The organism is Nocardia terpenica (assembly GCF_013186535.1).
In the GTDB taxonomy this organism is placed as follows: Bacteria; Actinomycetota; Actinomycetes; order Mycobacteriales; family Mycobacteriaceae; genus Nocardia; species Nocardia terpenica.
This window is the reverse complement of the sequence record NZ_JABMCZ010000002.1, coordinates 1589639-1613614: the sequence shown is the minus strand read 5'-3', so window position 1 is coordinate 1613614 and position 23976 is coordinate 1589639. Positions and strand designations below refer to the sequence as shown.

At 70.0% G+C, this 23976-nt stretch carries 22 protein-coding genes and 2 pseudogenes; 13 read left to right on the top strand and 11 right to left on the bottom strand.

Going from position 1 to position 23976, the window contains the following annotated elements; genetic code table 11:
* Positions 1–395 precede the first annotated feature (395 nt).
* Positions 396–1067 (top strand): chymotrypsin family serine protease, encoded by a 672-nt coding sequence (locus HPY32_RS19265; protein ID WP_067579302.1) that lies wholly within the window; start codon positions 396–398, stop codon positions 1065–1067.
* Between the two features lie 48 nt (positions 1068–1115).
* On the opposite strand, the gene HPY32_RS19260 is transcribed toward HPY32_RS19265, so the two are convergent.
* On the bottom strand, positions 1116–2594 hold the full coding sequence (locus HPY32_RS19260; protein WP_067584732.1) for an MFS transporter: 1479 nt from the start codon (positions 2592–2594) through the stop codon (positions 1116–1118).
* A 53-nt stretch (positions 2595–2647) separates the two neighbouring features.
* On the opposite strand from HPY32_RS19260, the gene HPY32_RS19255 reads away from it, so the two are divergent.
* The 8 genes from HPY32_RS19255 to HPY32_RS19220 all read left to right on the top strand — a co-directional run bounded on the left by HPY32_RS19255 (position 2648) and on the right by HPY32_RS19220 (position 11768).
* Positions 2648–3181, top strand: coding sequence for a DUF6764 family protein (locus tag HPY32_RS19255; RefSeq protein ID WP_067579304.1), 534 nt, complete (start codon positions 2648–2650; stop codon positions 3179–3181).
* A 5-nt stretch (positions 3182–3186) separates the two neighbouring features.
* Positions 3187–4374 (top strand): serine hydrolase domain-containing protein, encoded by a 1188-nt coding sequence (locus tag HPY32_RS19250; protein WP_067584734.1) that lies wholly within the window; start codon positions 3187–3189, stop codon positions 4372–4374.
* Between the two features lie 156 nt (positions 4375–4530).
* The gene (locus tag HPY32_RS19245) at positions 4531–5913 is read left to right on the top strand and encodes a cytochrome P450 (protein ID WP_067579306.1); all 1383 of its coding nucleotides are present in this window, start codon (positions 4531–4533) and stop codon (positions 5911–5913) included.
* A gap of 366 nt (positions 5914–6279) precedes the next feature.
* The gene (locus HPY32_RS19240; protein ID WP_373686642.1) at positions 6280–7131 is read left to right on the top strand and encodes a L,D-transpeptidase; all 852 of its coding nucleotides are present in this window, start codon (positions 6280–6282) and stop codon (positions 7129–7131) included.
* A 372-nt stretch (positions 7132–7503) separates the two neighbouring features.
* Complete coding sequence (locus tag HPY32_RS19235) at positions 7504–8475, top strand: carbohydrate ABC transporter permease (protein ID WP_373686641.1); 972 nt, start codon at positions 7504–7506, stop codon at positions 8473–8475.
* A complete protein-coding gene (locus tag HPY32_RS19230; RefSeq protein ID WP_067579309.1) occupies positions 8472–9317 on the top strand; it encodes a carbohydrate ABC transporter permease in 846 nt (281 codons plus the stop codon). The genes HPY32_RS19235 and HPY32_RS19230 overlap by 4 nt, the downstream gene beginning before the upstream one ends.
* Positions 9318–9336: 19 nt before the next feature.
* A complete protein-coding gene (locus HPY32_RS19225) occupies positions 9337–10659 on the top strand; it encodes an ABC transporter substrate-binding protein (protein WP_067579311.1) in 1323 nt (440 codons plus the stop codon).
* A 26-nt stretch (positions 10660–10685) separates the two neighbouring features.
* Positions 10686–11768, top strand: a complete 1083-nt coding sequence (locus HPY32_RS19220; protein ID WP_067579313.1) for an ABC transporter ATP-binding protein — start codon at positions 10686–10688, stop codon at positions 11766–11768.
* A gap of 3 nt (positions 11769–11771) precedes the next feature.
* On the opposite strand, the gene HPY32_RS19215 is transcribed toward HPY32_RS19220, so the two are convergent.
* Genes HPY32_RS19215 through HPY32_RS19205 form a run of 3 tightly spaced genes read right to left on the bottom strand, consistent with a single transcriptional unit; the run spans position 11772 to position 15023 of the window.
* Entirely contained in the window at positions 11772–13739 is a 1968-nt protein-coding gene (locus tag HPY32_RS19215; protein WP_067579315.1) for a M13 family metallopeptidase, read from the bottom strand.
* 51 nt (positions 13740–13790) lie between these two features.
* Positions 13791–14162, bottom strand: coding sequence for a DUF397 domain-containing protein (locus HPY32_RS19210; protein ID WP_067579317.1), 372 nt, complete (start codon positions 14160–14162; stop codon positions 13791–13793).
* 9 nt (positions 14163–14171) lie between these two features.
* Positions 14172–15023 (bottom strand): helix-turn-helix domain-containing protein, encoded by an 852-nt coding sequence (locus tag HPY32_RS19205; protein ID WP_067579319.1) that lies wholly within the window; start codon positions 15021–15023, stop codon positions 14172–14174.
* Between the two features lie 115 nt (positions 15024–15138).
* Here HPY32_RS19205 and HPY32_RS19200 point away from each other — a divergent pair, with 115 nt between their 5' ends.
* On the top strand, positions 15139–15666 hold the full coding sequence (locus HPY32_RS19200; protein ID WP_228786994.1) for a hypothetical protein: 528 nt from the start codon (positions 15139–15141) through the stop codon (positions 15664–15666).
* A 126-nt stretch (positions 15667–15792) separates the two neighbouring features.
* Here the strand turns inward: HPY32_RS19200 and HPY32_RS19195 are convergent, their stop codons facing one another.
* Both HPY32_RS19195 and HPY32_RS19190 read right to left on the bottom strand, forming a co-directional pair.
* Positions 15793–16308, bottom strand: a complete 516-nt coding sequence (locus HPY32_RS19195; RefSeq protein WP_171982928.1) for a DUF4190 domain-containing protein — start codon at positions 16306–16308, stop codon at positions 15793–15795.
* A gap of 31 nt (positions 16309–16339) precedes the next feature.
* Positions 16340–17131 (bottom strand): pirin family protein, encoded by a 792-nt coding sequence (locus tag HPY32_RS19190; RefSeq protein WP_156673953.1) that lies wholly within the window; start codon positions 17129–17131, stop codon positions 16340–16342.
* Positions 17132–17408: 277 nt separating this feature from the next.
* Here HPY32_RS19190 and HPY32_RS19185 point away from each other — a divergent pair, with 277 nt between their 5' ends.
* Both HPY32_RS19185 and HPY32_RS19180 read left to right on the top strand, forming a co-directional pair.
* Positions 17409–17870: an NUDIX hydrolase gene (locus tag HPY32_RS19185; RefSeq protein ID WP_067579324.1), complete on the top strand. Its 462-nt coding sequence runs from the start codon at positions 17409–17411 to the stop codon at positions 17868–17870.
* 2 nt (positions 17871–17872) lie between these two features.
* A complete protein-coding gene (locus HPY32_RS19180; protein WP_067579326.1) occupies positions 17873–19183 on the top strand; it encodes an MFS transporter in 1311 nt (436 codons plus the stop codon).
* A gap of 438 nt (positions 19184–19621) precedes the next feature.
* Here the strand turns inward: HPY32_RS19180 and HPY32_RS44680 are convergent, their stop codons facing one another.
* Both HPY32_RS44680 and HPY32_RS44675 read right to left on the bottom strand, forming a co-directional pair.
* Entirely contained in the window at positions 19622–20086 is a 465-nt protein-coding gene (locus tag HPY32_RS44680) for a hypothetical protein (protein ID WP_253949860.1), read from the bottom strand.
* 54 nt (positions 20087–20140) lie between these two features.
* Positions 20141–20347 (bottom strand): hypothetical protein, encoded by a 207-nt coding sequence (locus HPY32_RS44675; protein ID WP_231951573.1) that lies wholly within the window; start codon positions 20345–20347, stop codon positions 20141–20143.
* Here HPY32_RS44675 and HPY32_RS19170 point away from each other — a divergent pair.
* Positions 20322–21464, top strand: a pseudogene (locus HPY32_RS19170) (glycoside hydrolase family 183 protein); the annotation flags it as partial. The gene HPY32_RS44675 and the pseudogene HPY32_RS19170 sit on opposite strands and share 26 nt — an antisense overlap.
* Here HPY32_RS19170 and HPY32_RS44670 read toward each other — a convergent pair.
* The 3 genes and pseudogenes from HPY32_RS44670 to HPY32_RS19160 all read right to left on the bottom strand — a co-directional run bounded on the left by HPY32_RS44670 (position 21465) and on the right by HPY32_RS19160 (position 23899).
* Entirely contained in the window at positions 21465–22286 is an 822-nt protein-coding gene (locus HPY32_RS44670; RefSeq protein WP_171982991.1) for a TOBE domain-containing protein, read from the bottom strand.
* Positions 22278–23039: pseudogene (locus tag HPY32_RS43925) on the bottom strand (sulfate/molybdate ABC transporter ATP-binding protein); the annotation flags it as partial. The gene HPY32_RS44670 and the pseudogene HPY32_RS43925, both read right to left, overlap by 9 nt.
* Entirely contained in the window at positions 23039–23899 is an 861-nt protein-coding gene (locus HPY32_RS19160; RefSeq protein WP_067584743.1) for an ABC transporter permease, read from the bottom strand. The pseudogene HPY32_RS43925 and the gene HPY32_RS19160, both read right to left, overlap by 1 nt.
* Between the last annotated feature and the right edge of the window lie 77 nt (positions 23900–23976).

Sequence of the window (23976 nt, the reverse complement as noted above, 5' to 3'; positions counted from 1 at the left end):
AGCTGTGATGCACGGCATGAAGTTGGGAGAGGCCACAAAGAACCGGACATTGGTCTATAACATGTGCCAGTTCGCCGACTCGAGTTCGGCAGTGCGGTGCCGTCCGAGAATTTCTCGGATTGCATTTATCCAAATTTGACGACCGGTTCCGGAATCAGGTTCCGAGCCTATCCGGAGGGGGTCGGGATCGGCCGTCGCCGGGCCCGAGTGTCGCGGTCGCGACGCGCCGATTGCCGCCGGTCAACCTGAGATCCGCCCGCGCGGCCGTAACGGCTCGCTCCCGGGCATCGATCCAGCAAACGTCGGGGCGATACGAGGCGCGCCCGCGCTCGAATACTGACAGGATGTAGTACTACATGGCTGATATCGTGCGGGCTTCCGACATCTGGAGGGACATGTTCAAAAAACTCGCCAGGGCGGCTCATACCGCCCTCGCCGTGGCCCTGGGCGCGGCGTTGATCGGGACGGGCGCGGGGGTGGCGCACGCCGATCCGGGTCCGCCGATCATCGGAGGCGGCTCGGGGATCATCATCGACAATCAGTTCGAGTGCACCGTCACCACGATCGGGCACGACAACGGCGGTCGGCTGGTGGGTCTGACCGCCGGGCACTGCGGCGAGGCCGGTTCCCAGGTGTGGGCCGAGCAGGCCCGTGCGGCCGGTGTGATCGGTCACTTCGTGTACTCCAACCACGATCTGGACTACGCGGTCATCGAGTTCGATCAGGACAGGGTCACCCCGGTCAACCATGTCGGCAATGTGACCATCACGGGTCTCGGCGCACCCGCGCAGTTCCCCAACATCGTCTGCAAGGAGGGCCGGACCACCGGCAACACCTGCGGCATCACCTGGGGCGACATCTTCCAGACCGATGAGACCTGGACCCAGATGTGCGTGGTCGAGGGCGATTCCGGCGCCCCCGTGGTGGTCGGCAGCACGCTGGTGGGCATGGTGAACGCCTACCTGGCGGTGGCCTGCTTCGGCCCCGAGGTCGGCACCAACATGAACGCGATCATCAACGACATCAATGTGCGCAACGGCGTCGGCGCGGGGTTCTACCCGATCTGAGTTCGCGAATGTCCCGGTGCGGGGCGGTGATTCGAGTCCGAGCTCGGGTCACCGCCCCGCGCTGTGTGGTGGCTCGGGTTGCACCGCCGGGCCCGTCATCGGGCACTGCGGCAGGCAGTCGACGGTGGTCTGCTCCGGTTCGGCGGGGCGGCGCGGCGAGCCGAGCAGCACGCCCGCGAGCGCCGCGCCGACGACCAGCAGGCCCGCGCAGATCCCCATCGCCACCGTGAAGCCGCGGTCGATGACGGCCGCGTCCCGGATGGAGCCGGAGATCCCGGCCAGCCCCGGCAGCGCCGCCACCGCCAGCAGCTGCGCGGTCCTGGCCACCGCGTTGTTCACCCCGGAGGCGATGCCGGATTCGCTGGTCGGCACCGCGCCCAGCACGGCCCCGGTCAGCGGTGCCACCAGCGCCGACAGGCCCAGCCCGAAGACCAGCACGCCGGGCAGCACATCGCCGAGGTAACCGGCGACGGTGGCCGAGCCCGTCCCGATCCGCAGCAGCAGTAGCACTCCGGCGGCGGCCAGCAGCGGGCCGACCGTCATCGGCAGCCGCGGGCCGTGCTGCTGGGCCCAGCGCCCGGCCGGGGCGGACAGCAGCAGCATGAGGATGGTGATCGGCAGCGTCGCCACCCCCGACGACAGCGGGGAGTAGCCCGCGACCTGCTGCAGCTGCAGCACCAGCAGGAACATCACGCCGCCGAGCGCGGCGTAGACGGCCAGCGTCACCAGATTGGCCGCGGTGAACACGCGGGATCGAAACAGCACCGGCGGCACCAGCGGATGGTCGCTGCGGACCTCGATGACGACGAAGACCGCGAGCAGGACCAGCCCGGCCACCGACAGCAGCGGCAGCGCCTGGATGAGCCCGAAGGTGAGCGCGCCCAGGGCCAGCGCCACCACCACCGCGCCCGGCACGTCCAGGCGCTGGGATGCCTGCGGGTCGCGGCTCTCCGGCACGTGCCGCACCGAGACCGCCACCACCAGGGCCGCCAGCGGCACATTGATCAGGAAGATGGACCGCCACCCGGCCAGCTCGATCAGCCAGCCGCCGAGGAACGGGCCCAGCGCACCCGCGATGCCGCCGAAGCCGGACCACAGGCCGATAGCCGCGCCCTGGTCGCGCTCGTCGATGGAGGAGGAGATCAGCGCCAGGCTGCCCGGGGTCAGCAGCGCGCCCGCCACACCCTGCAGGATCCGGGCGAGCACCAGCATCTCGATATTCACCGCGGCCCCGCACAGCACCGAGGCGGTGGCGAAACCGATTGTGCCCCAGACGAATACCCGTCGCCGACCGAGCCGGTCGCCGAGCGATCCGCCGAGCAGGATGAACGAGGCCAGGGTCAGGGTGTATCCGCTCAGCGTCCACTGCAACCCGGAGACGCCGGTGTGCAACGACTCCCCGATGCGCGGCAGCGCGATATTGACGACCGTGGCGTCCAACATCGCCACCGACGAGCCGAGAACCGTGGCCAGAACGATCCACCGACCCGTCGCCGACCGCAGCCGCGGCAGCTCCGTGGTACTCACCCGCCTCACGCTACGCGGTTAGGGTGGTGACACCGGCTCGAAGGGAGAAGACCGTGAAGCTGATCAGCGCGATCATGTGTTCGGCCGCGGCGGTCGGTACCTGGGTCGGCACCGCGGCCAGCGCCGCGGCGGCGGGCGTGCACTGCGATTCCGAGCCCGGACAGGACGTCACCGTCGTCGCCGGGCCCACCGCCTGCCGCGCGGTCGCCGAACAGGCGGGCCACGCCCGCGCCGCCGGGGTGGACGGGGTCGCCGTCGCGCGGGCCGCCCGGGGCGCAATCGCGTTGGGGCTGGGCGCATTCGGCGGCATCGCGACCAGCGAGGGGACCACCGGGCTGCCGGTGGCGGTCGGGCTCGGGCCGGACGCGTACGCCTACACCTCGCTGGAACCCGACCCGACGACCGGCGCCCCCGCCCGGATCGGCCTCGCGGTGGCGATGAACGGCTCACGGGCACAGCTGGTTTCGACCGAGGCGTCGGTGATCTGCCTGGGCACATCGGCGTTCGCGTGGGATTCGCGCAGCGGCTCCACCTGCGCGGCCACCCCGTTCGGCCGCTGGGGCGGACTGCTGCCCGCGCTACCCTGACCCTCATGTCGTCACCGGAAACCGAGACGCGCCGGATGGTCATCGATCCGCGCTTCGTGCCGGTCGTGCACCGCTTCTTCCGGATGTTCTCCCGGCCCATCCGCGGCGGCGGCGCGTTCGCGGTCTACCTGCACGGGCGGCCGGTGGTGGACGTGTGGGCGGGCTGGTCGGCGCCCGGGGTGCGCTGGGGGGCCGACACCGTGGCGCTGAGCTTCTCCACCGGCAAGGGCGTCGCCTCCACGGTGCTGCACCGCGTCGCCGAGCGTGGGCTGGTCGACTACGACGCCCCGGTGGCCGAGTACTGGCCCGAATTCGCCGCGCGCGGAAAGCAATCCATCACCGTGCGGGAGGTGCTGGCACATCGCGCCGGGCTGCACCGGGTGCGCGGGCTGGCCCCCACCGCCGACGACCTCCTCGACTACGACGTCATGGTCGCCGCGCTGACCGACGCCGAACCCGATCCGCGCCGACTACAGACCTCCGGGTATCACGCGGTCACCTTCGGCTGGCTGGTCGCCGAGATCGTGCACCGGGCCACGGGTATCGACTTCGTCGAGGTGCTGCGCCGCGAGATCGCCGAACCGCTGGGCGCGCCCGAACTCTGGTTCCGGGTGCCGCCGGCGCAGCGGCACCGGATCGCCCGCAGCTTCCCGCGGCTGAGTGTGCCCGGACTGCGCTGGGACACCGCCTCGGAGCTGATCGCGCGCAGCCGGATCGCCGCCGTCGCCGAGGCCGGGATGCCCGCCGGATTCGACCGGCTGATCGGCGATCCGCGCGTGCACGACGCGGTCATGCCGGGCTTCAACGGCGTGTTCACCGCGCGCGCCCTGGCGCGGATGTACGGCGCGCTGGCGATCGGCGGCGAACTGGACGGGGTGCGGGTGCTGCGGCCGGAGACCATCGCCTTCGCCAACCGGGTGCAGCGCAGCGGGCATCGCGACTACGTGCTCGGCCTGCCGGTGGCCTTCACCCTGGGCTATCACCGGCCGCCGGTGGCGTCCCGGCGCCCACCGCGAAAGGCGTTCGGCCACTACGGGGTCGGCGGCTCGGGCGCCTTCGCCGATCCGGAGCTGGGCATGTCGGTCGCGTTCGTCACCAATCGGCTCGGCAATGCGCTCACCCCGCTCGGTGACGGACGCCTGGCCCGCCTCGCGGCGCACGCCCGGGCCGCCGTCCTCCGGGAAGCGCAGTAGGGGTTCGGCGGCAAGCGACCGGGTGTCGGCAGATCCGAAGCTATCCGGGACCAGGGGTTCCGGTGACCCGGCCGCGACGGTCCGAACGATCCCGCATCGGAAATATCCGTTTGTTCCGGTCCGAACCGTCGGGGACGTAACCTCGTATTCGTCCACATGGATACCGAGTCGCCCGAACCGAATGCCCGGCCGCGCACCCCACGGCCGGTGCTTTTGCACGCAATGGCCGCCGGGATCGACTTCGAGCGCTATTTCCGATGGCGCCGGGCGCGCGACGGCGATCCGTTCCTGGTGCGTTTTCCCGGATTCGGCGGCGCATTGTTCACCGGAACGCCTTCGGGGACACGGGAAATACTGCGGGCGCCGGTGGAATTGCTGGCCCCGCCGCTTCCGAATCCCATTGAGCCGCTGGTGGGTTCGGCGTCATTGATTCTGTCGCGCGGCGAACGGCACCGGCGCGAACGGACTTTGCTCGCCCCGGCGTTCCATCGTGCGCGAATGATTCGGTACGCCAGCGTCATTCGCGAGGCGGCGCTCGACGAACTGGACGGTACTCGCACGGGTTCGCCGTGGCGTCCCGGGGCGCGGGTGGATGCCCGGGCGGCCGCGCGGGCGATCACGCTGCGGGTGATCGGGGCCGTGGTGTTCGGCGCGCAGACCGCCGAGCGCCGCGCGCACTACATCGCGACGGTGCAGCGCTTCCTCACCGCCTTCGGCGGGCCGCTGATGCTCGTTCCGGCCCTGCGCCACAGCGCATTCGGATATTCGCCATGGGATCGGTTCACCGCCGCCCGCGCCGAGCTGGACGCCCTGCTCGATACCGACATCGCCCACCACCGCGCCGCGGGCGCACCCGGCGACGACATCCTGGGCGCGCTGCTGTCGACCCGCTACGACGACGGCGCGGGGATGTCCGACGCCGAACTGCGCGAGCAGCTGCGCACCCTGCTGGTCGCCGGGCACGAGACCACCGCCACCACCCTGGTGTGGGCGCTGTACCGGTTGCACCGCAATCCCGCGACGCTGCGGCGGCTGCGGGCGGAACTGGCCGAGGCGGGCGCGGATCCCGCGCCCGAACTGCTCGCGGGGCTGCCGTATCTGGATGCCGTCTGCCAGGAGACGCTGCGCCTGCATCCGCCGGTGCCGATCGTGCTGCGCAGGCTCACCGGCCCGTTCACCCTGCGCGGCATCGAGCTCGCCACCGGCGACACCATGGGCATCGCGGTGCCGCTGCTGCACTCCGATCCGGCGGTGTGGCCGGACCCGGCGGCGTTCCGGCCCGAGCGGTTCCTGGATCGCCGGTTCGGCCCGTTCGAGTACGCGCCCTTCGGCGGCGGCCATCGCCGGTGCGTGGGCGCGGCGCTCGCGGACTACGAACTGCGCATCGTGCTGGCCACCGTGCTGTCGCGAGTGCACCTCGCGCTGACGCCGCGCTACGCCCGCGGCCGGGTGCCGCTGTCGGTGCCGCACAACATCGCGACCGGACCGCACGCCGGAATCACCTTCGATGTGCTCGCTCCCGGCCGGTCACAGAGGTGATTTGCCTCACAATTGCGTTTGGCGAGGCATTGTGCGCGGAAGCGGTCGACCGGATGTTCGCCGCTCCCGACTCGCCGATGCGAACGGCACTTTCGCCCGGTCGTGGCTACCACCCCGCGGTGGGGTGACGCATCGCACACCGATGGGTCTGTGTTCATAACCGGCAGAAGGCAATTGGCCGATGCACGGATGGGATGTAGTAATGGACCGGGGTCGGGGCCCACGCGCGAGCTTTTGCGTGCTCGCTCAGCTGCGTGTGCAACGAAGACGGAGAGGATCCCTACGGCTGTGCGCATCACCACCTGTCGGAAACCCGTATCGAACACGGCAACTCGAACCACGCGACTCGGTCTGCTAGCCCTCGCGGTGACGGCCGCCGGTGCGGTTTCCGCGGCGCCCGCGCTGGCCGCGCCGCTGTGGCCCGGCGGCCCCGATATCCCGGGGGCACCGGCCGTGGTGCAGAGCCCGCAGCCGGAGCCGGGCGCCGCGCCCATGAAGAACCCGCCGCCGCTGCCGCAGCCCAATTTCGCCAAGCCCAATGTCAGCCCGGGCGACGGTGACGTCGTCGGCGTGGCGCAGCCGATCATCGTGAACTTCAAGGACCCGGTGCCCGATCACGCGGCCGCGGAGAAGGCCATCCGGATCACCTCGTCCAATCCCACCAAGGGGCACTTCTACTGGTACGGCGACAAGCAGGTGCGCTGGCGGCCCGAGGAGTTCTGGCCCGCGCACTCCGATGTCACCGTGCAGGCCGGAGATACCAGCGTGGCCTACAAGATCGGCGACGAGGTGATCACCACCGCCGACGACGCCACCCACACCATCACCATCACCCGCGACGGCGAGGTGATCAAGACGATGCCGACCTCCATGGGCAAGGCCACGCACGAGACACCCAACGGCACCTACTACGTGGGCGAGAAGAACCGGAAGATGATCATGGACTCCTCCACCTACGGGGTCCCGGTCACCGACCCGCAGGGCTACAAGGTCGAGGTCGAGTACGCGACCCGGCTGTCCAACAGCGGCATCTTCGTGCACGCGGCCCCGTGGTCGGTCCCGCAGCAGGGCGTGTCCGACACCAGCCACGGCTGCCTCAACGTCAACACCGACAACGCCAAGTGGTTCTTCGACAACGCCCAGAAGGGCGACCCGGTGGTGGTGAAGAACTCCACGGGAACCTTCAGCACGAGTGACGGCATGGGGGACTGGAACTGAGGTAGATCCCGGCCAAAAGCGTGCCGGGACCATAAGGATTGGCGTGCCGGGATGACGAGTTGAGACTCGCCGGGATGACGGACGAGGACTCGCAGTCGGGCCCTGTGCGATCTGCACAGGGCCCGCTCGTGGTTAGGCGATGCGACAACTGATCTCGGGAGCACATGGGTAACTCGCCGGGTACGCCCAGAACCCGACCACGCTCCTGGCGCAGGACCTGGACGCGAATCCGGCGACACCCAACTCGTATGGCCAAAAATGCGGAGAGGCGGGCAGCTGCCCCTTACTATTCGGCGCATGTCCGGTTTGCCCGAGGATGACTTCGTTGCCGAAAACAAGAGTGCGCACAGACAGTTCAGCGTTTGGGCATCCTTGGTTAACCGCTCATTTGCCCGGGGCCGTCAAGCTGCCGCGGTGCGATCCCGGCCCGAACGAGTCCTGCCCCAATCACCGGTTCGTGGTCTGAAGGGACGTCCCTGGAGCGACTACGCGCTGTTCCTCGTCCTGGTGGCGCCGAATCTGGTGCTGCTGGGGCTGTTCGTGTATCGGCCGCTGGTGGACAACATCCGGCTGTCGTTCACGGACTGGAACATCTCCGAACCGGTGGCCCACTACATCGGCTTCGTGAACTACCGCGAGTGGTGGGGGCGCGAGGATTCCTGGCAGATCGTCACCAACACCGTCGTTTTCACGCTGGCCGCCGTCGTCGGCAGCATGGTGCTGGGCCTGGCGCTGGCGCTGCTGCTGGACCGGAAGCTGTTCGGGCGCGACGTGGTCCGCTCGGCGATCTTCGCCCCGTTCGTGATCTCCGGCGCGGCCATCGGCGTCGCGTTCCAGTTCATCTTCGATCCGAGCTTCGGCCTGGTGCAGGACGTGCTGCACCGCCTCGGCGTGCGCGATGTGCCGGACTTCTACCAGGATCCGCACTGGGCGCTGCTGATGGTGACGGTCACCTACATCTGGAAGAACCTCGGCTACGCCTTCGTCATCTATCTGGCCGCGCTGCAAGGGGTTCGGCACGAGCTGATGGAGGCCGCCGAGATCGACGGCGCGAGCCGCTGGACCACCTTCAGCCGGGTGCTGCTGCCGCAGCTGCGACCGACCACGTTCTTCCTCTCCATCACCGTGCTGCTGAACTCGCTGCAGGTCTTCGACATCATCAACGTGATGACCCGCGGCGGGCCCCTGGGCACCGGCACGACGACCATGGTCTACCAGGTCTACCTGGAGTCCTTCCGCAACTTCCGGGCCGGTTACGGCGCGACGGTGGCCACCATCATGTTCGTGGTGCTGCTGATCGTCACGCTGGTGCAGGTCCGCGTCATGGATCGGAGCGACCGATGACGGCCTACCAGCGGCGGCAGCGCGCCGCGACCATACTCGGCTACGCGGCCATGGTGTGCGTGCTGATCATCGTCGGGGTGCCGCTGTTCTGGATCTTCATCACCTCGTTCAAGGCCCGCCCGGACATCTACACCCAGCCCGCCGTGTACTGGCCGCACAGCTGGCATCCGGAGAACTACCGGGAGGCGACGACCACGCTGCCGTTCTGGACGTTCCTGCGCAATTCGGCGATCGTCACCATGATCGTCGCGGCGGTGAAGTTCGTGCTCGGTGTGCTCAGCGCCTACGGGCTGGTGTTCCTGCGCTTCCCCGGCAAGACGCTGGTGTTCCTGGCGATCATCGCCGCGCTGATGGTGCCCAACCAGATCACGGTGATCTCCAACTATGCCATCATCGCGCAGCTGGGCTGGCGAAATACCTTCCAGGGCATCATCGTTCCGCTCTGCGGCGTCGCGTTCGGCACCTTCCTGATGCGCAATCACTTCCTGTCGCTGCCGGGCGAGGTGATCGAGGCGGCGCGCATGGACGGCGCCAACTGGTGGCGGCTGTTGACCCGGGTCGTGCTGCCGATGTCGGGGCCGACCATGGTGGCGTTCGCCGTCGTCACCCTGGTCAACGAGTGGAACGAATACCTGTGGCCGTTCCTGATGGCCGACGACTCGCGCGTCGCGACGCTGCCGGTGGGCCTGACCCTGTTGCAGAACACCGAGAATCCGAGCGTCACCAACTGGGGTCCGGTGATGGCGGGCACCCTGCTCACGATGGTGCCGATCCTGCTGGTCTTCCTGATCCTGCAGCGGCACATGATCAAGGGCCTCACCTCCGGTGCCGTCAAAGGCTGACCCCCACAAGGAGATTGTCTTGTCCGATCGAAATGCGCTGTCGCGGCGTGGGTTTCTGGGACTCACCGGCACCGTCGCGGCAGGGCTGGCGGCCTCGGCGTGTGCCGGTATGGGCGGCGGCGGTGTGCAGGGCGGCGACCCCAACACCCTCACCTTCTGGTCGAATCACCCGGGGACGTCGAAGAATCTGGAGCTGGAGCTGATCAATCGGTTCCAGGCCGCGCATCCGGGGCTGCGGGTCAAGCTGGTCGACGCCGGTAAGGACTACGAGGAGGTGTCGCAGAAGTTCAATGCGGCGCTGATCGGCGGCGAGCTGCCCGACATCGTCGTGCTGTCGGACGTGTGGTGGTTCAACTTCGCGATCAACCATGCGATCGCGCCGCTGGACCCGTACCTCGCCGACGCCGGTGTGCGGCTCGACGACTACGTCGACACCTTCGTCGACGACTACACCTTCGACGGCAAGCACTACGCGCTGCCCTACGCCCGCTCGACACAGATCTTCTGCTACAACAGGGACGTCTGGGCGAAGGCCGGTCTGCCGGACCGGGGTCCGCAGAGCTGGCAGGAGTTCGACGAGTGGGGCCCGAAGATCCAGGGCGTCATGGGCGAGAACAGGTGGGCGCACGGCTGGGGCAATGCCAGAAACTATCTGGCCTGGACCTTCCAGGGGCCGACGTGGACCTTCGGCGGCGCCTACTCCGACGGGTGGGACCTGAAGTTCGACGACCCGGGCACCATCGCCGCGGGTAATGCGCTGCGCGACATGATCAACGGCAAGCGTTACGCCAGCATCCGCCCGGCGGTCGCCACCGACTTCGGCACCGGCGTCCTCGCCTCCGCGATCACCTCCACCGGAGATCTGAAGGGCATCAACGCCAATGCCGCCGGAAAGCTGACCTACGGCACGGACTTCCTGCCGCATCCGCACGGGCCGGGTTGCACCACCGGCGGCGCGGGGCTGGCCATTCCCGCGCGCATCTCCGATGAGCGAAAGGTCAACGCGCTCAAGTTCGTCGACTTCATCACCAACCCGGCCAACACCGCCTACTTCACGCAGGCCACCGGGTACATCCCGGTGCGCAAGTCGGCGCAGCAGGACCCCAGCGAGGTGGCGTTCCTGGCGAAGAACCCCAACTTCAAGACCGCCCTCGACCAGCTGCCGCTGACCAAGTCGCAGGACTACGGGCGGGTATTCCTGCCCGGCGGCGACCTGATCATCGGAACCGGACTGGAACAGATCGGCCTGCAGAACAAGGACGTGAAATCGGTGTTCGCCCAGGTCGGCAATCAGTTACGCGGGATCTACACCCGCCAGATCGCGCCGAAGCTGCCGAAATAACCAGCAACGTAAGGAGACCGGCCACTATGGCAACGGTGCAATTCGACAGTGCGACGCACCTGTACCCCGGTGCGCCGACCCCGGCCGTCGACGCGCTCGACATCGACATCGCCGACGGGGAGTTCCTGGTCCTCGTCGGCCCGTCGGGCTGCGGCAAGTCGACCAGCCTGCGCATGTTGGCGGGGCTGGAGTCGGTGGAGTCGGGCCGCATCATGATCGGCGAGCGCGATGTGACGGGCCTGCCGCCGCGGGCCCGCGACGTGGCGATGGTGTTCCAGAGCTACGCGCTGTACCCGAATATGACGGTGGCCGAGAACATGGGCTTCGCGCTGCGCAATGCGGGAATGAACAAGTCCGACACCATGGTTCGGGTGCGCGAGGCCGCGACCATGCTCGAGCTCGAGCATCTGCTGGACCGCAAACCGGCCAAGCTGTCCGGCGGTCAGCGCCAGCGCGTCGCCATGGGCCGGGCCATCGTGCGCCGCCCGCAGGTGTTCTGCATGGACGAGCCGCTGTCGAACCTGGACGCCAAGCTGCGGGTGAGCACCCGCGCGCAGATCGCCGCCCTGCAGAAGCGCCTGGGCACCACCACCGTCTACGTCACCCACGACCAGGTGGAGGCGATGACCATGGGCGACCGGGTGGCGGTGCTCAAAGACGGGAAGCTGCAACAGATCGCCGCGCCCCGCGACCTGTACGACGATCCGGACAACACCTTCGTCGCGGGCTTCATCGGCTCCCCGGCCATGAACCTGCTGGAGGCTCCCGTGCGCGACGGCGCGGCCGTGATCGACGAGCTGCGAATTCCGTTGCCGCGCAGCGCCGCCGACCGCGACCGCGTGGTGGTCGGCATCCGGCCGGAGACCTGGGAGGTCACCACCGCGGCGGGTAACGCGCTCGCGGTGGAGGTGGAGCTGCTCGAGGAGCTGGGCGCCGAATCGTTCGTCTACGCCCACGGCATCACCGACGACTGGTCCAGCCGCTCCGGCAAGCTCGTGTCCCGCATCGACCGCCGCTTCCGGGTGGCATTGGGCGACCGCCTGCTGCTCACCCCGAAGACGGACGAGGTCTACTTCTTCGACGCGACCACCGAGGAACGGTTGCGCTGACCCTCACCAAATACGCACGCGCTCAGCGGGATCCAGGTACAACGCATCGCCCGGCCGGACGTCGAACGCCTCGTGGAAGGTGTCGAGGTTGCGGACCACGCCGTTGCAGCGGAACTCGGGCGGGGAGTGCGGGTCGACGGCGAGGCGGCGGATGGCCTCCTCGTTGCGCGCCTTGGTGCGCCACACCTGGGCCCAGCCGAAGAACACCCGCTGCAGGCCGGTGAGACCGTCGAGGACCGGCGGCTCGGCGCCGTCGAGGGAGATCCGGTACGCCTCCAGGGCGATCGACAGCCCGCCCAGGTCGCCGATGTTCTCGCCGATGGTGAGCTCGCCGTTGACCTTGTGGCCGGGTAGCGCCTTCGGCTCGAACTCGCCGTACTGGGAGATCAGCGCCTTGGTGCGGGCGCCGAATTCGGTGCGGTCGGCGTCGGTCCACCAGTCGATCATGTTGCCGTCGCCGTCGTACTTGCTGCCCTGATCGTCGAAGCCGTGCCCGATCTCGTGGCCGATCACCGCGCCGATCCCGCCGTAGTTGGCGGCGTCGTCGGCGTTCAGGTCGAAGAACGGGGGCTGCAGGATGGCGGCGGGGAACACGATCTCGTTCATGCCCGGGTTGTAGTAGGCGTTCACCGTCTGCGGGGTCATGAACCATTCGCCGCGGTCGACCGGGCCGCCGAGCTTGTTCAGATCGCGGTCGTAGTCGGCGGCGAAGCCGCGGCGGTAGTTGCCGACCAGGTCGGCCGGGTCGATCTCGACGGCGGAGTAGTCGCGCCAGACATCGGGGTAGCCGATCTTCGGGGTGAAGCGCTCCAGCTTGGCCAGCGCGGCGCGGCGGGTGTCGGGGCTCATCCACTCCAGCTCGGCGATATTGCGCCGGTACGCCTCGATGAGATTGTCCACCAGCTGCTGCATGCGGGCCTTGGCCTCGGGCGGGAAGTGCCGCGCCACATACAGTTTGCCGACCGCCTCGCCGAGCAGCTCCTGCACCACCGTGACGGCGCGCTTCCAGCGCTCCCGATTCTCCTGGGCGCCGGTGAGGGTGCGCCCGGCGAAGTCGAAGTTCTCCGCGACCAGCGCCGCGGTGAGAAACGGTGCGCGCGAACGCAGTACCCGCCAGGTCGCCCACGCCTGCCAGTCGGCCAGCGGCTCGGACGCCCACAGCCGGGCGAAGGTGCGCACGTAATCCGGTTGCCGCACCACGATTTCGGCGAACACCTCGGGACCGGACCGGTCGACGCCCGCGGCGAGCGCGGAAGTCCATGCCGCCCAGTCGAATTCCGGATTCTCGGCGGCGAGCGCGTCGAAGGTGGTGAGGTTGTAGCTCAATTCGGCGTCGCGGCGGCGCACCACGTCCCAGTGGCCCCCGGCCAGCTTGCGCTCGAGCTCGAACACCCGCTGCGGGTCGTGGTCGATACCGGCGAGGGCGAACATGCGGCCGATGTGCTCGACGTACTTGGTCCGGATCTCGGCGTAATCGTCGCTGCGGTAATAGGATTCGTCGGGCAGGCCGATGCCGGACTGGGTCGCGTGCACCAGGTACCGCTCGGAGTTCTTGTCGTCGGTGTCGACGTAGACGGCCAGCGCGCCGCCCGTGCCCTCCCGCTGGAACCGGCCCAGCAGCGCCGCGAACTCGCCGCGGTCGGTGACGGCGTCGATGGCGGCCAGGTCGGCGGCGATCGGGGTCAGGCCCGCGGCCTCGACGGCGGCCTCGTCCATGAAGCTGCGGTACAGGTCGCCGATCTTGCGTTCCTCGCTGCCCGGCTCGGCGTTCGCGTCGGCCGCCGCCGTGATGATGGCCTGCACGTCGAGTTCGGCCCGGTCGAACAGGACGCGGAAGGCGCCGTCCACCGCGCGGTCCGCCGGGATCTCGTAACTGTCCAGCCAGAGGCCGTTGACGTGCGCGAACAGGTCGTCCTGCGCCCGCACCGCGGGGTCGCGATAAGTCAGATCGATACCGGAGGGGGTCGTCACGTCGGAAGTCACGATCTCCAGTATGCCGACGACCGGGAGTGCGCGCCCGGCTCAGGCGGGCAGGGCGGTCCGGTCGAACTCGCCGTCGCGCACGCCCGCCACGAAGGCGCGCCACTCGCCCGGGGTGTAGGTGAGCGCGGTACCGCGGTGGCGGAGGGTGGTGTGCCCGTCGGCGGTGGTGTGCGCGGTCAGCGGGGTGGTGGCCGCCCGGCCCCGGACGATGTCGAGGAAGGCCATCCACTCGCCCGCGCCGACGGTGATGACCGGCTGGGCCTCGGGGCGGTGGCCCGGCTCGCGCCGGAATTTGCTGTCCCGGATGTGCACCGCATGGCCGTCGAACCGCACCTCGACGCATTGGTTCCCGTTGTTGGTACGGGTGGAGGTGAACCAGGCGGTGATCTCCGGCCGATATCGGGTTGCCATGGGCAGATTTTACACGCGGGCGTAGGTCCTGATCAGCGCCAATGAGTCAGTGCGACTGAGGGATTGGTCGAGTGCACGCACATATGCGAAGGCCAGGTCGCGGACCTGTTCGGGATTGTCGACCGGCCCGCCGAAGACCGCGCTCTCCGCCCAGCCGAAGGTGGGCAGGTTCTCGGAGGCGAAATCGAGCAGGTGGAAGCTGGAGCCGCCCAGGATCGCCCCGGCCGTGGCGCCGAACGGGATCACCCGCACCGTCACGGTGTCGAGCTCCTCGAGCAGGCTCGCCAGGTATTCCAGCTGGCCGCGCAGCACCTTCGCGCCGCCGATCTGCTGCAGCAGCGTCGCCTCGCCGACCACCGCGGTCAGCTCCACCCGGTCCGGGCCGCGCAGCCGCTGCTGCCGACGCATCCGCACCGCGACCAGCTGTTCCACCTGCACCGGGCGGATCATGACGTCCGCGCTGATCAGTGCGCGCGCGTAGTCCTCGGTCTGCAGCAGGCCGGGCACCACCAGGCTGTCGTAGCTGCGGATGCTGTCCGCGCCGTACTCCATGCCGTAGTAGCGCTGCAGCTCCGGGCCGATCAGCGCCGAGGACTTGGCCCACCAGCCGCGCTCCTTGCTGGCGGTCAGCAGCGCGAGCAGTTCGTCGCGCTCCTCGTCGGACACGTCCAGCAGCTCGAGGACCGGGCCGATGGTGTTGTGCGTGAGCACCCGACGGCCCTTCTCGACATGCGACCAGTTGGCCGGGGTGAAGGCGACCCGCTTGGCGAATCCGGCCGAGTCGAAACCGCGTTGCTCACGCAATTCCCGCAGGCGAAGCACCAATTCCCACCGGGCGACGGTGGGAGACAGGGGAGCCATGGACGGTGATGGTACGCCCGTGCGATTACCCGGCGTGTGACTATTGTCATTTCGATTGCGCGGCGATACCGTCGATGCATCGGTGTGGCTGGACTCGACCACGAGACGAGGCGCCATGAACACGCTGGACCCGGCGGGCATGCGATTCCCGAACGAGCCGCCACCCATCGCGCCCGACGAACCCGCGTCGGCGGTCTCCTACTCCGCCGCCCAGGAGGCGCTGGCCCGCTGCCGCGAATACCGGAAACTGCACGGGCTCTACGGCGTGGTCGAACCGGCGCTGGGCCGGATCATGCTGGAGGTCGGCGCGGTCGGCGCCCTGACCATGCCCGCCGCGCTGGGCGGGCGGATCCGCGAGCAACTGCGCGACCGCGACCGGCACGGCCCGATCATCGGCCATCCCCGCTCGGGCCGCTGGACCTTCCTCACCGACCACGCCGACGACTCGATCCAGGACATGACCATCCTCGGCGAGCTGTTCCACCGCGGCGCCACCCTGGCCATGCCCGGCACCCGCATCGTCCTGCCCTCCCCCGCCGACGAACGCACCGGCTACCGAGTCTGGATCGACGCCCCCACCGACGACACCCGCCCCACCCTCACCGAGGTGGTCACCCTGACCCGGACGTACCGGTACGCCTGAATGCTCGGCGGGCGATCCCGGCCAAAAGCATGCCGGGATCGACGGGGCAACGTCACCCCGGCGAGGGCCGACCAAATGATCCCGGCGTGGGCCGATCAGATGATCCCGGCGTGCTTTTGGCCGGGATCACTCCGTAGGACGCGGCGTGAGGGTCACGCTGAACTTGTTCTCCAAGGTCTTGTTCCAGTCACGCTGGCACTGGTCGATCTTGGACTGGTCGCCGTTGGCCTTGTTGACGCAGTCGACGAAGTCCTTGCCGCCGTTGTTGACGAAGAAGGTCACGCCGATGGCGACCAGCACGATGGCGGCGATCAGGCCGAGCAGGCCCAGGATCAGGCCGGTGATCGCCATGCCACCGCCGGCCGCGGTGCCGCGGCGCGACTTGACCGTGGCGATGATGCCGAAGATCAGCGCCAGCAGGCCGAAGATGATGCCGCCGAACACCGTCCAGCAGCTCAGCAGCGCGAGAATACCCAGCACCAGGGCGGTGATGGCCAGGCCCCGGCTCTGCGGCTCCTGCCAGTACGGCTGGCCGGGCTGCCCGGGAAACGCGCCACCGGGTGGCGGCGGATAGTTGCCGGGCGGGGGCGGCGGGTACTGGCCGGGCGGGGGGTACTGGCCGGGTGGCGGGTTCTCCGTCATGGCTCACTGTCCTCTCGTTCGGCCCTGAATGTTATTGCCCTCCGAGTCGCGCGTGCATCTCCCACACCAAGACTTCCGACGGCAGGTTCGCGACGATCCGCTGCCCACCGCTGCGGGTGAGCCGCACCGCGTCGCCCTCGTAGAGGGTGCCGACGCCCTCCATCTCGACCTCGCCCCGGGCCACGAACAGATGCAGATAGGGGGCCTCGGGCAGCTCCACCGAGCGCGCCCGGCCCGGGACCGCCATGCGCGCCGCGTGCAGCGCGGAATGACTGCTGGCGATGGCGATGGCGGTGCGGTCCCGGTAGCGCGGCAACCCGGAGGCCACCGTCACCAGGCCGCCGCCGGCCAGCTCCTCGTCGATCTCGAGCTGCTGGTAGCCGGGGGTGAGGCCGGGCTCGTCGGGGACCACCCACATCTGCACGAAGTGCACCGGCTCGGTGTGCTCGCCGGTGCCGCCCCGGTCGGCGGCCAGCCGCCAGGAATCGTTCTTCTCCGAGTGCAGGATTCCGGTGCCCGCGCTCATCCGCTGCGCCAGGCCGGGATAGACGACGCCGCTGTGCCCGAGCGAATCCTGGTGCACCAGTGAGCCGCTCAGCACCCAGGTGACAATCTCCATATCGCGATGCGGATGCGTGTCGAAACCCTGACCCGGCGAGACAATATCCTCGTTATTCACGAGCAACAGGCCGTGATGGGTGTTATCGGGATCGTAGTGCTCGCCGAAGGAGAATGAGTGCTTCGAATCCAGCCACGCCACACGGGTTTTCATGCGGTCGCCGCCACGATGAACGTCGATGTGAGGTGTCGTGAGTGTGGACACCGTGGTCCTCCTCTCGGGGCGAGCACCGATCACCGTTCAAGGGTAGGAGCACATCCCGCACCACACCCTGAATTCCTAGTAAATTCTAGCGTGGAGCCGCCCGGGGTCCGGGGGCTACATCGGCACCCGAACCGGGACCGGCTCGCACGCGGTCGCGGGTGCGGCGGCAAATGCCCGGCGCTCCATCCGGCCCCGGTCGGGCCGCCGGCCCCGCCCGGACCGGCCGCGGGCGTCCGTATCATGGTGTGCCGCAAGACGAACCGGAGGTGAGGCGCGAATGTTCCCCGCGGATCTCGAGCGCGACCTCCGGCAGCAGGCCCGCAGCGCGGGCATCGACCACTTCGTGGTCGGCGTCGCCGTGTTCCGGGAGCGAAAACTGCTGGTGGTGCGGCGTGTCGCCAATGATTGGCAGGGTGGGATGTACGAACTGCCCGGCGGCGGCGTGGAATCGGGGGAGTCGTTCGCCGACTGCGTGGCCCGCGAGCTGTTCGAGGAGACCGGGCTGCGGGTGCGGCGCATCGTCGACGTGGTCGGCGGCTTCGACTACGCCACCCGCACCAAGTCGCGGGTGCGCAAGTACAGCTTCGTGGTGGAGGTCGAGCCGGGCGAGGTCTCGCTGGAGCCGGACGAACACGACGAGTTCCGCTGGATCGACGCCGAGACGCTGGCGGGCCTGCCGATGGCGCCCGATATGCGGGAGACGGTCCGCACCCTGGTGGCAGCGCGGTCCGGGCAGTGACGATGACCGAGCGGCAGCGCGCGCGACGCGCGGCGATGGCCGCTCTGCTGCGCAGTCCGGGCATGCTGCGGCTGGCCCTGGTCCGATTTTCCGGGCAGTTCGGCGACGGCATGTTCCAGGCGGCGCTGTCGGGGGCGATCCTGTTCAACCCCGAGCGCGCCACCGACCCGCTCGGCGTGGCGGGCGGGTTCACCGTGCTGCTGCTGCCGTATTCGATCATCGGCCCGTACGCCGGGGCGCTGCTGGACCGCTGGGACCGGCGCGCCGTGCTGCTGGTGGCGAATGTGCTGCGCGCCTTGCTGATCGGGGTCGCGGCCGCGGGGCTGATGGTCGGCATCCCGGATACGCCGCTGCTGCTGCTCGCGCTGGCGGTGGTCGGGATCAGCCGGTTCGTGCTGGCCGGGGTGTCGGCGGCGCTGCCGCGGGTGGTGGAGCAGCGCTGGCTGGTGCCGATGAACTCGGTGCTGGCGACCGCGGCCTCGGGCTGCGCCGGGGCGGGTGCGGCGGCCGCGGTCGCCCTCATCGGCGCGATCGGGGCCGGGGATACGGCCTCGGCGGTGGCGGTGGCGACCAGCGCGGCGGGATCGGTCGCGGGCGCGGTGGCCGCCGCCGGATTCGGGCCGCGGGCGCTGGGGCCGGAGGGGGAGCGGGCGGGCGGCTCGTTGCGCGCCATCCTGACCGGACTGCGCACCGGCGCGCGGGCGGTGTGGGAGTCGCGCGAATGCACCACGGCCATGCTCGGCATCGGCACCCATCGAATCGTGTTCGGCGCCAACACCTTGCTGATGGTGCTGGTGCTGCGGCGCACGCCCGGGGAACTGTCGCTGAGCAGCGGGCTGCTCGGTTTCGGCGTGGCCATCACCGCGGTCGCCTCGGGCATGCTGGTCGCGGCGGTGGCCGCGCCGCTGCTGATTCCGCGACTCGGGCGGCCGCGCACCGTGGTCGCGGGGCTGGTCGCCGCGCTGCTGGTGCAGCTGCTGCTGATCACGCCGATCACCGTCGCCGGGGCCGAGGGGCACGCCCATCGGCTGCTGCTGGTCGGGGCGTTCCTGCTCGGGCTGGCCGGGCAGACCGTGAAGCTCACCGGCGACGCCACCATGCAGATGGATATCGATGACGCCCGGCGCGGGCAGGTGTTCGCGTTGCAGGACACGGTCTTCAACATCACGTTCGTGCTGGCGGTCGCGGTGACGGCGCTGGTGATCCCGGCCGACGGACGTTCTCCGGGCGTGGTGCTCGCGGGCGCGGCGTGCTACGGGCTGGGGTTGGCGGCCATCGCGCTGAACAGCCGCAGGCACACCCGGATTCGGTGATCGAGGCTTCCTTGCCCGTCGGGCTGCGCTCGGGCGGCCCGGTCGGTTAAATTGGGTCCCGCTGTGAGCCGCCCCGGATGCGGCGGCGGATCGCTGTGCGCTCTCATCGTGGGGGGCACGTCTGGAGAACCGAGAGAGAGATGGGCTTGTCGGCGAAGAACTTCGGCGCGGCGTCGGCCGCGGTCGACCGCGGCGAATCCGCGCGGTAGCCGGACCCGACGTGCGCGCTCGCTGCCATAATGCCGCTGCCCCAGCGCTTTTCGGTGTGCTGCTGATCGGAGCGCTCACCGCGCCCGCGTCGGCCGCGCCCGCCCCCTGGGCGCCGCCGCCGGTGAATGCCTGCGGGGAGACCGGTCTGGATCCGCGGGCGCGCCAACCCGATCCGAACCTGCCGCCGCCCCCGCTGCTCCCGCCCCTGCCGCAGCACATCGAAATCCCCTATCCGGTACCGCAACCGACGCCGGTACCGATACCGGGCCCGCCGCCGGACAACACCCGCATCGACCCGGTCCCGCTGCCGGCCGATCCATGCCAGAACCCGTGCCCCGATATACGGGACAACCCCAAGCCCGACCCGCCCCAGAGTCCCTCGGAGAGGGACGATTCCGGCACCGGCCCCGACGGGGGCACCGGGCAGGACCCGAACCCTGCGCCCGGCCCCAACTCGGGATCGCCTGGCACCGAGCCGAATTCGGGATCGGGATCCGGCTCGGGTGCGCCCGGCTCGGGATCCGCCTCCGGCTCGGGTGCCCCCGGCACGGGGCCCGACTCGGGATCCGCCTCCAGTTCGGGTTCGCCCAGCACAGGGCCCAACTCGGGATCCGCCTCCAGTTCGGGTTCGCCCAGCACGGGGCCCGACTCGGGATCCGCCTCCGGCTCGGGTTCGCCCGGCGCAGGGCCCAACTCGGGGTCGGCATCCGGCTCCGGGGGGAATTCCGGGCCCGACTCCGGTTCCGCCTATGGGCCTGGGCCGGGTTCCAGTTCGGGGCCCAATTCGGGATCGCCCGGCTCGGGATCGGCCACGGGGCCGGGCTCCGGGTCGGCATCCGGGCCCGGCTCGCCCCAGGGCGCCCCGCCCGATTCCGGTTCGGCCGCTTCGGGTTCCAGTTCCGGATCCGGGTTTCGCGGCGGTGGGCCGCTGAATCTGCCGAGTATCGACTTCACCCCGGATATCGAGCCGATTCCGATCCCGGTGCCGGGCGGCACCCCGCCGCCGCCCGAGACGCCGCCGCCGCCCGTCGTGCATCCCGCGGCGCCCGGTCCGGCCGCCGCGCCGGTCGCGCCCCGGCAGGTGGACTCGGTGGATCTGGTGAATCAGGTGACCGGGCCCGGATCGTCGAACCGCACCGATATGCGCTGGCAGGTGGACGGCACCGACCTCGGCATCCTGTGGGAGACCAGGCCGGGCGAGGTGGCCGCGGTCTTCGGCGACACCTTCGGCAAGGGCTGGCAGCCCGGCGGTGCGGGCGGCCCGGACTGGCGCAGCAATGTGCTCGGCTACAGCACCGAGCGCGACCTGTCGAAGGGCCTGGTCATCGACAATATGGTGCAGGACAGCCGCTGTCACGCGGCGGAGTTGCTGGACAGCCGCAAGATCAAGAACTTCGAGACCACCGTCATCCCGACCTCAGGTTTCGCCGTCGGGTCGCGGCAGTATCTGAGCTACATGTCGGTCAACCGGTGGAGCAAGATCCCCGGCATGTGGTGGACCAACCGCGGCGGGCTGGCCTACTCCGATGACGACGGGCGCACCTGGACCAAGGATCAGTACGCGCTGTGGGACAACATCTTCGGGCTCGATCGCTTCCAGGTGACGGCGATGGCGCCGCACGGCGACTACGTCTACATGTTCGGCACGCCGAACGGCCGCATCGGCGTGGTCGGCCTGGCCCGGGTGCCGAAGAAGGAGGTCCTGAACAAGTCCGCGTACCAGTACTGGGTCGACGGCGTCTGGGCCCCCGCCGAGGAGAACTGCGCCACCCCGGTGTTCCCCGGCATCGCGGGCGAGCTGTCGGTGCGCTACGACGAGTCCAGCGGGCAGTGGCAGATGGTCCACCTGGATCCGGTCCGGCACGCCCTCGTCCTGCGCACCGCGGCCGAACCGCAGGGCGCCTGGACCGACGGCACGGTCCTGGTCGACACCGACGACTATCCCGCGGCCTACGGCGGATTCATCCATCCCTGGTCGACGGGCAAGGACCTGTACTTCACCATGTCGGCGTGGGGCAGCTACAACGTCTTCCTCATGCACGCCACCCTGAACGACCCACCGGACCCGTAGTCAGCAGGAATACACCTCCACCTCGGTGGCCTTCACCGCGAAGTACACGACCTGCCCCGGCCCCAACCCCAGCTCCCCGACCGCAGCGGGCGTCAGATCGGCAACCACCCCCGCCGAGCCGTCCTCCCGCTCTTCCCCCCGAACCCGAACGACCCCACCACGATCGGTGAGCTCGGCAACCCGCACCCGAAAAACATTGCGCGGACTACCACCCGGCCACTCCCGATAAACAGCCACCGCAGCAGGCGAAAACACGGCCGCCGCCCGCACCCCCGCAACCCACACCCCTTCACACCGCCCATACACAACCTCGTCACCGGACCTGACAGCACCACCACTCCACCTCCCCGCCCCGGCGCCACCTACACTCCACGTTCCCGACCCAGCGAAATCCGCGCTCCGCGTCCCCGACTCGGCAGCACCCGCACCACGCTCCACCCACTCGGCAGCACCCGCGCCCTGCTCCGCCGACTCGGCAGCACCCGCGCCCTGCTCCACCCACTCGGCAGCACCCGCGCCCTGCTCCGCCGACTCGGCAGCACCCGCGCCCTGCTCCACCCACTCGGCAGCACCCGCGCCCTGCTCCACCCACTCGGCAGCACCCGCGCCCTGCTCCACCCACTCGGCAGCACCCGCGCCCTGCTCCACCCACTCGGCAGCACCCGCGCCCTGCTCCGCCGACTCGGCAGCACTCGTGCGCCGTGTCGCCGAGTCGATACTCCGATCTATGTTCGGCGGAGCGGGTTTCGCGCTCGTAGCGGCGGGTTCGTTGTTGCCGGGGGGACGGGGGGCGCTGGGGATCGGGGCGATTGCGGTGCCCATCAGGAGGTTTACGCCTGCGATGTGGGCGGCGAAGGTGCTGCGGGGGCGGGACAGGACCTCGCCGACGGGGCCCTGTTCGACTATGCGGCCCGCCTCGAGTACCACCACGCGGTCGGCCAGGGTGAGGGCGTCGACAATGTCGTGGGTGACCAGAACGGCGCTGGGGGCGTGGGTGTTTCGGGCGGGCTCGCGCAGGACGCGGTGCAGGAGGGCGCGCATGGCGGGGGCGACGGTGACGTCGAGGGCGGCCATCGGCTCGTCCAGCAGGATCAGCCGGGGCCGCACCGCCAGCGCGCGGGCCAGGGCGACGCGCTGTGCCTGTCCGCCGGACAGCCCGCCCGGCCGTCGCGCGGCCAGATCCGTCGCGTCGACCGCGCGCAGCCACTCCCGCGCGATCTCCGCCGCGGCCCGGCCGCCCACACCTCGGCTGCGCGGGCCGAAGGCGACGTTCGCGGCCACCGACAGGTGCGGGAACAGCAGCGGGTCCTGCGCCAGCAGCGAGACCCCGCGCCGATGCGGCGGCACCGCAATGCCTTTCGCCACGTCGGTCAGCACCCGCCCGGCCAGCCGCACCTCGCCCCCGTCCGGCGGCAGCAGCCCCGCGACGATATCGAGCAGCGTCGACTTCCCCGCCCCGTTCGGCCCCAGCACCGCCAGAACCTCCCCGGGACCGACGGTCAGCTCCACGTCGAGCCCGCGCTCCGCCAGCCGAACGGCCACCCGGAGCCCGGAATTCGCCAGCGCGGGCGGCATCAGTGCTCCTCCCGTAGACTCGCGCGCCCCGAACCGCCCCAGCGCCACAGGCCGCCCACCCATTCGCGATCCTCGGGAACGCCGACGCGGCGGTAGGCGACCAGCACGATGAGGACGGCGATCACCACCAGCAGCAGCGAAAGGGCCACGGCCGCACCGGGATCGTTCTCGCGCTGCAGATAGATCTCCAGCGGCAGGGTGCGGGTGCGGCCCTGCAGGCTGCCCGCGAAGGTGAGGGTGGCGCCGAACTCGCCGAGGGCGCGGGCGAACGACAGCACCGCGCCGGAGATCAGGGCGGGCCGCAGCAGCGGCAGGGTGATCCGCCACCACACCGTGGTCGGGCCCGCGCCCAGGGTGGCGGCAATGCGCTCGTAGCGCTCCCCGGCCGTGCGCATGGCGCCCTCCAGGGTGATCACCAGAAACGGCAGCGCCACGAACGCCTGCGCCAGCACCACCGCGGTGGTGCTGAACGCGATCCGGATCCCGGCCGCCTCCAGATGCCGCCCGAGCAGTCCGTACCGGCCGAACAGATACAGCAGCGCCAGACCGCCCACCACCGGTGGTAATACCAACGGCAGCAGGATCATCGAGCGCAGCACCGGCAGCACCCGCCACCGCACCCGCGCCAGCACCACCGCCATCGGCGCCCCGAGCAGCACGCAGATCGCCGTGCTGGCCAGCGCGGTCCGCAGGCTCAGCGACAGGGCGGCCCGCGACGCGTCGGAGGTGATCAGGGCGAAGAAGTCCGACCACTCCACCCCGCCCGCGAGCGCCACCAGCGGCCCCACCACGAACGCGAATCCGAGGGCGGCGGGCAGCAGCACCCACCCCGGCACCGCAAGCCCGGGGCCCCGCACCACCTTTCGCGCGAACCGCCGCGCCGGGGACTCGTGCGCCGCCCGTCGATCCCCGGCATCGGTGCCGACCGCCGGTTCGC

Coding starts and splice junctions, on each gene's coding strand:
- HPY32_RS19200 (WP_228786994.1), top strand. CDS start 15,139: ATGAACACGCTGGACCCGGCGGGCATGCGATTCCCGAACGAGCCGCCA.
- HPY32_RS19220 (WP_067579313.1), top strand. CDS start 10,686: ATGGCAACGGTGCAATTCGACAGTGCGACGCACCTGTACCCCGGTGCG.
- HPY32_RS19210 (WP_067579317.1), bottom strand. CDS start 14,162: ATGGCAACCCGATATCGGCCGGAGATCACCGCCTGGTTCACCTCCACC.
- HPY32_RS19205 (WP_067579319.1), bottom strand. CDS start 15,023: ATGGCTCCCCTGTCTCCCACCGTCGCCCGGTGGGAATTGGTGCTTCGC.
- HPY32_RS19250 (WP_067584734.1), top strand. CDS start 3,187: ATGTCGTCACCGGAAACCGAGACGCGCCGGATGGTCATCGATCCGCGC.
- HPY32_RS19245 (WP_067579306.1), top strand. CDS start 4,531: ATGGATACCGAGTCGCCCGAACCGAATGCCCGGCCGCGCACCCCACGG.
- HPY32_RS19180 (WP_067579326.1), top strand. CDS start 17,873: ATGACCGAGCGGCAGCGCGCGCGACGCGCGGCGATGGCCGCTCTGCTG.
- HPY32_RS19195 (WP_171982928.1), bottom strand. CDS start 16,308: ATGACGGAGAACCCGCCACCCGGCCAGTACCCCCCGCCCGGCCAGTAC.
- HPY32_RS19265 (WP_067579302.1), top strand. CDS start 396: ATGTTCAAAAAACTCGCCAGGGCGGCTCATACCGCCCTCGCCGTGGCC.
- HPY32_RS44670 (WP_171982991.1), bottom strand. CDS start 22,286: ATGGGCACCGCAATCGCCCCGATCCCCAGCGCCCCCCGTCCCCCCGGC.
- HPY32_RS19230 (WP_067579309.1), top strand. CDS start 8,472: ATGACGGCCTACCAGCGGCGGCAGCGCGCCGCGACCATACTCGGCTAC.
- HPY32_RS19185 (WP_067579324.1), top strand. CDS start 17,409: ATGTTCCCCGCGGATCTCGAGCGCGACCTCCGGCAGCAGGCCCGCAGC.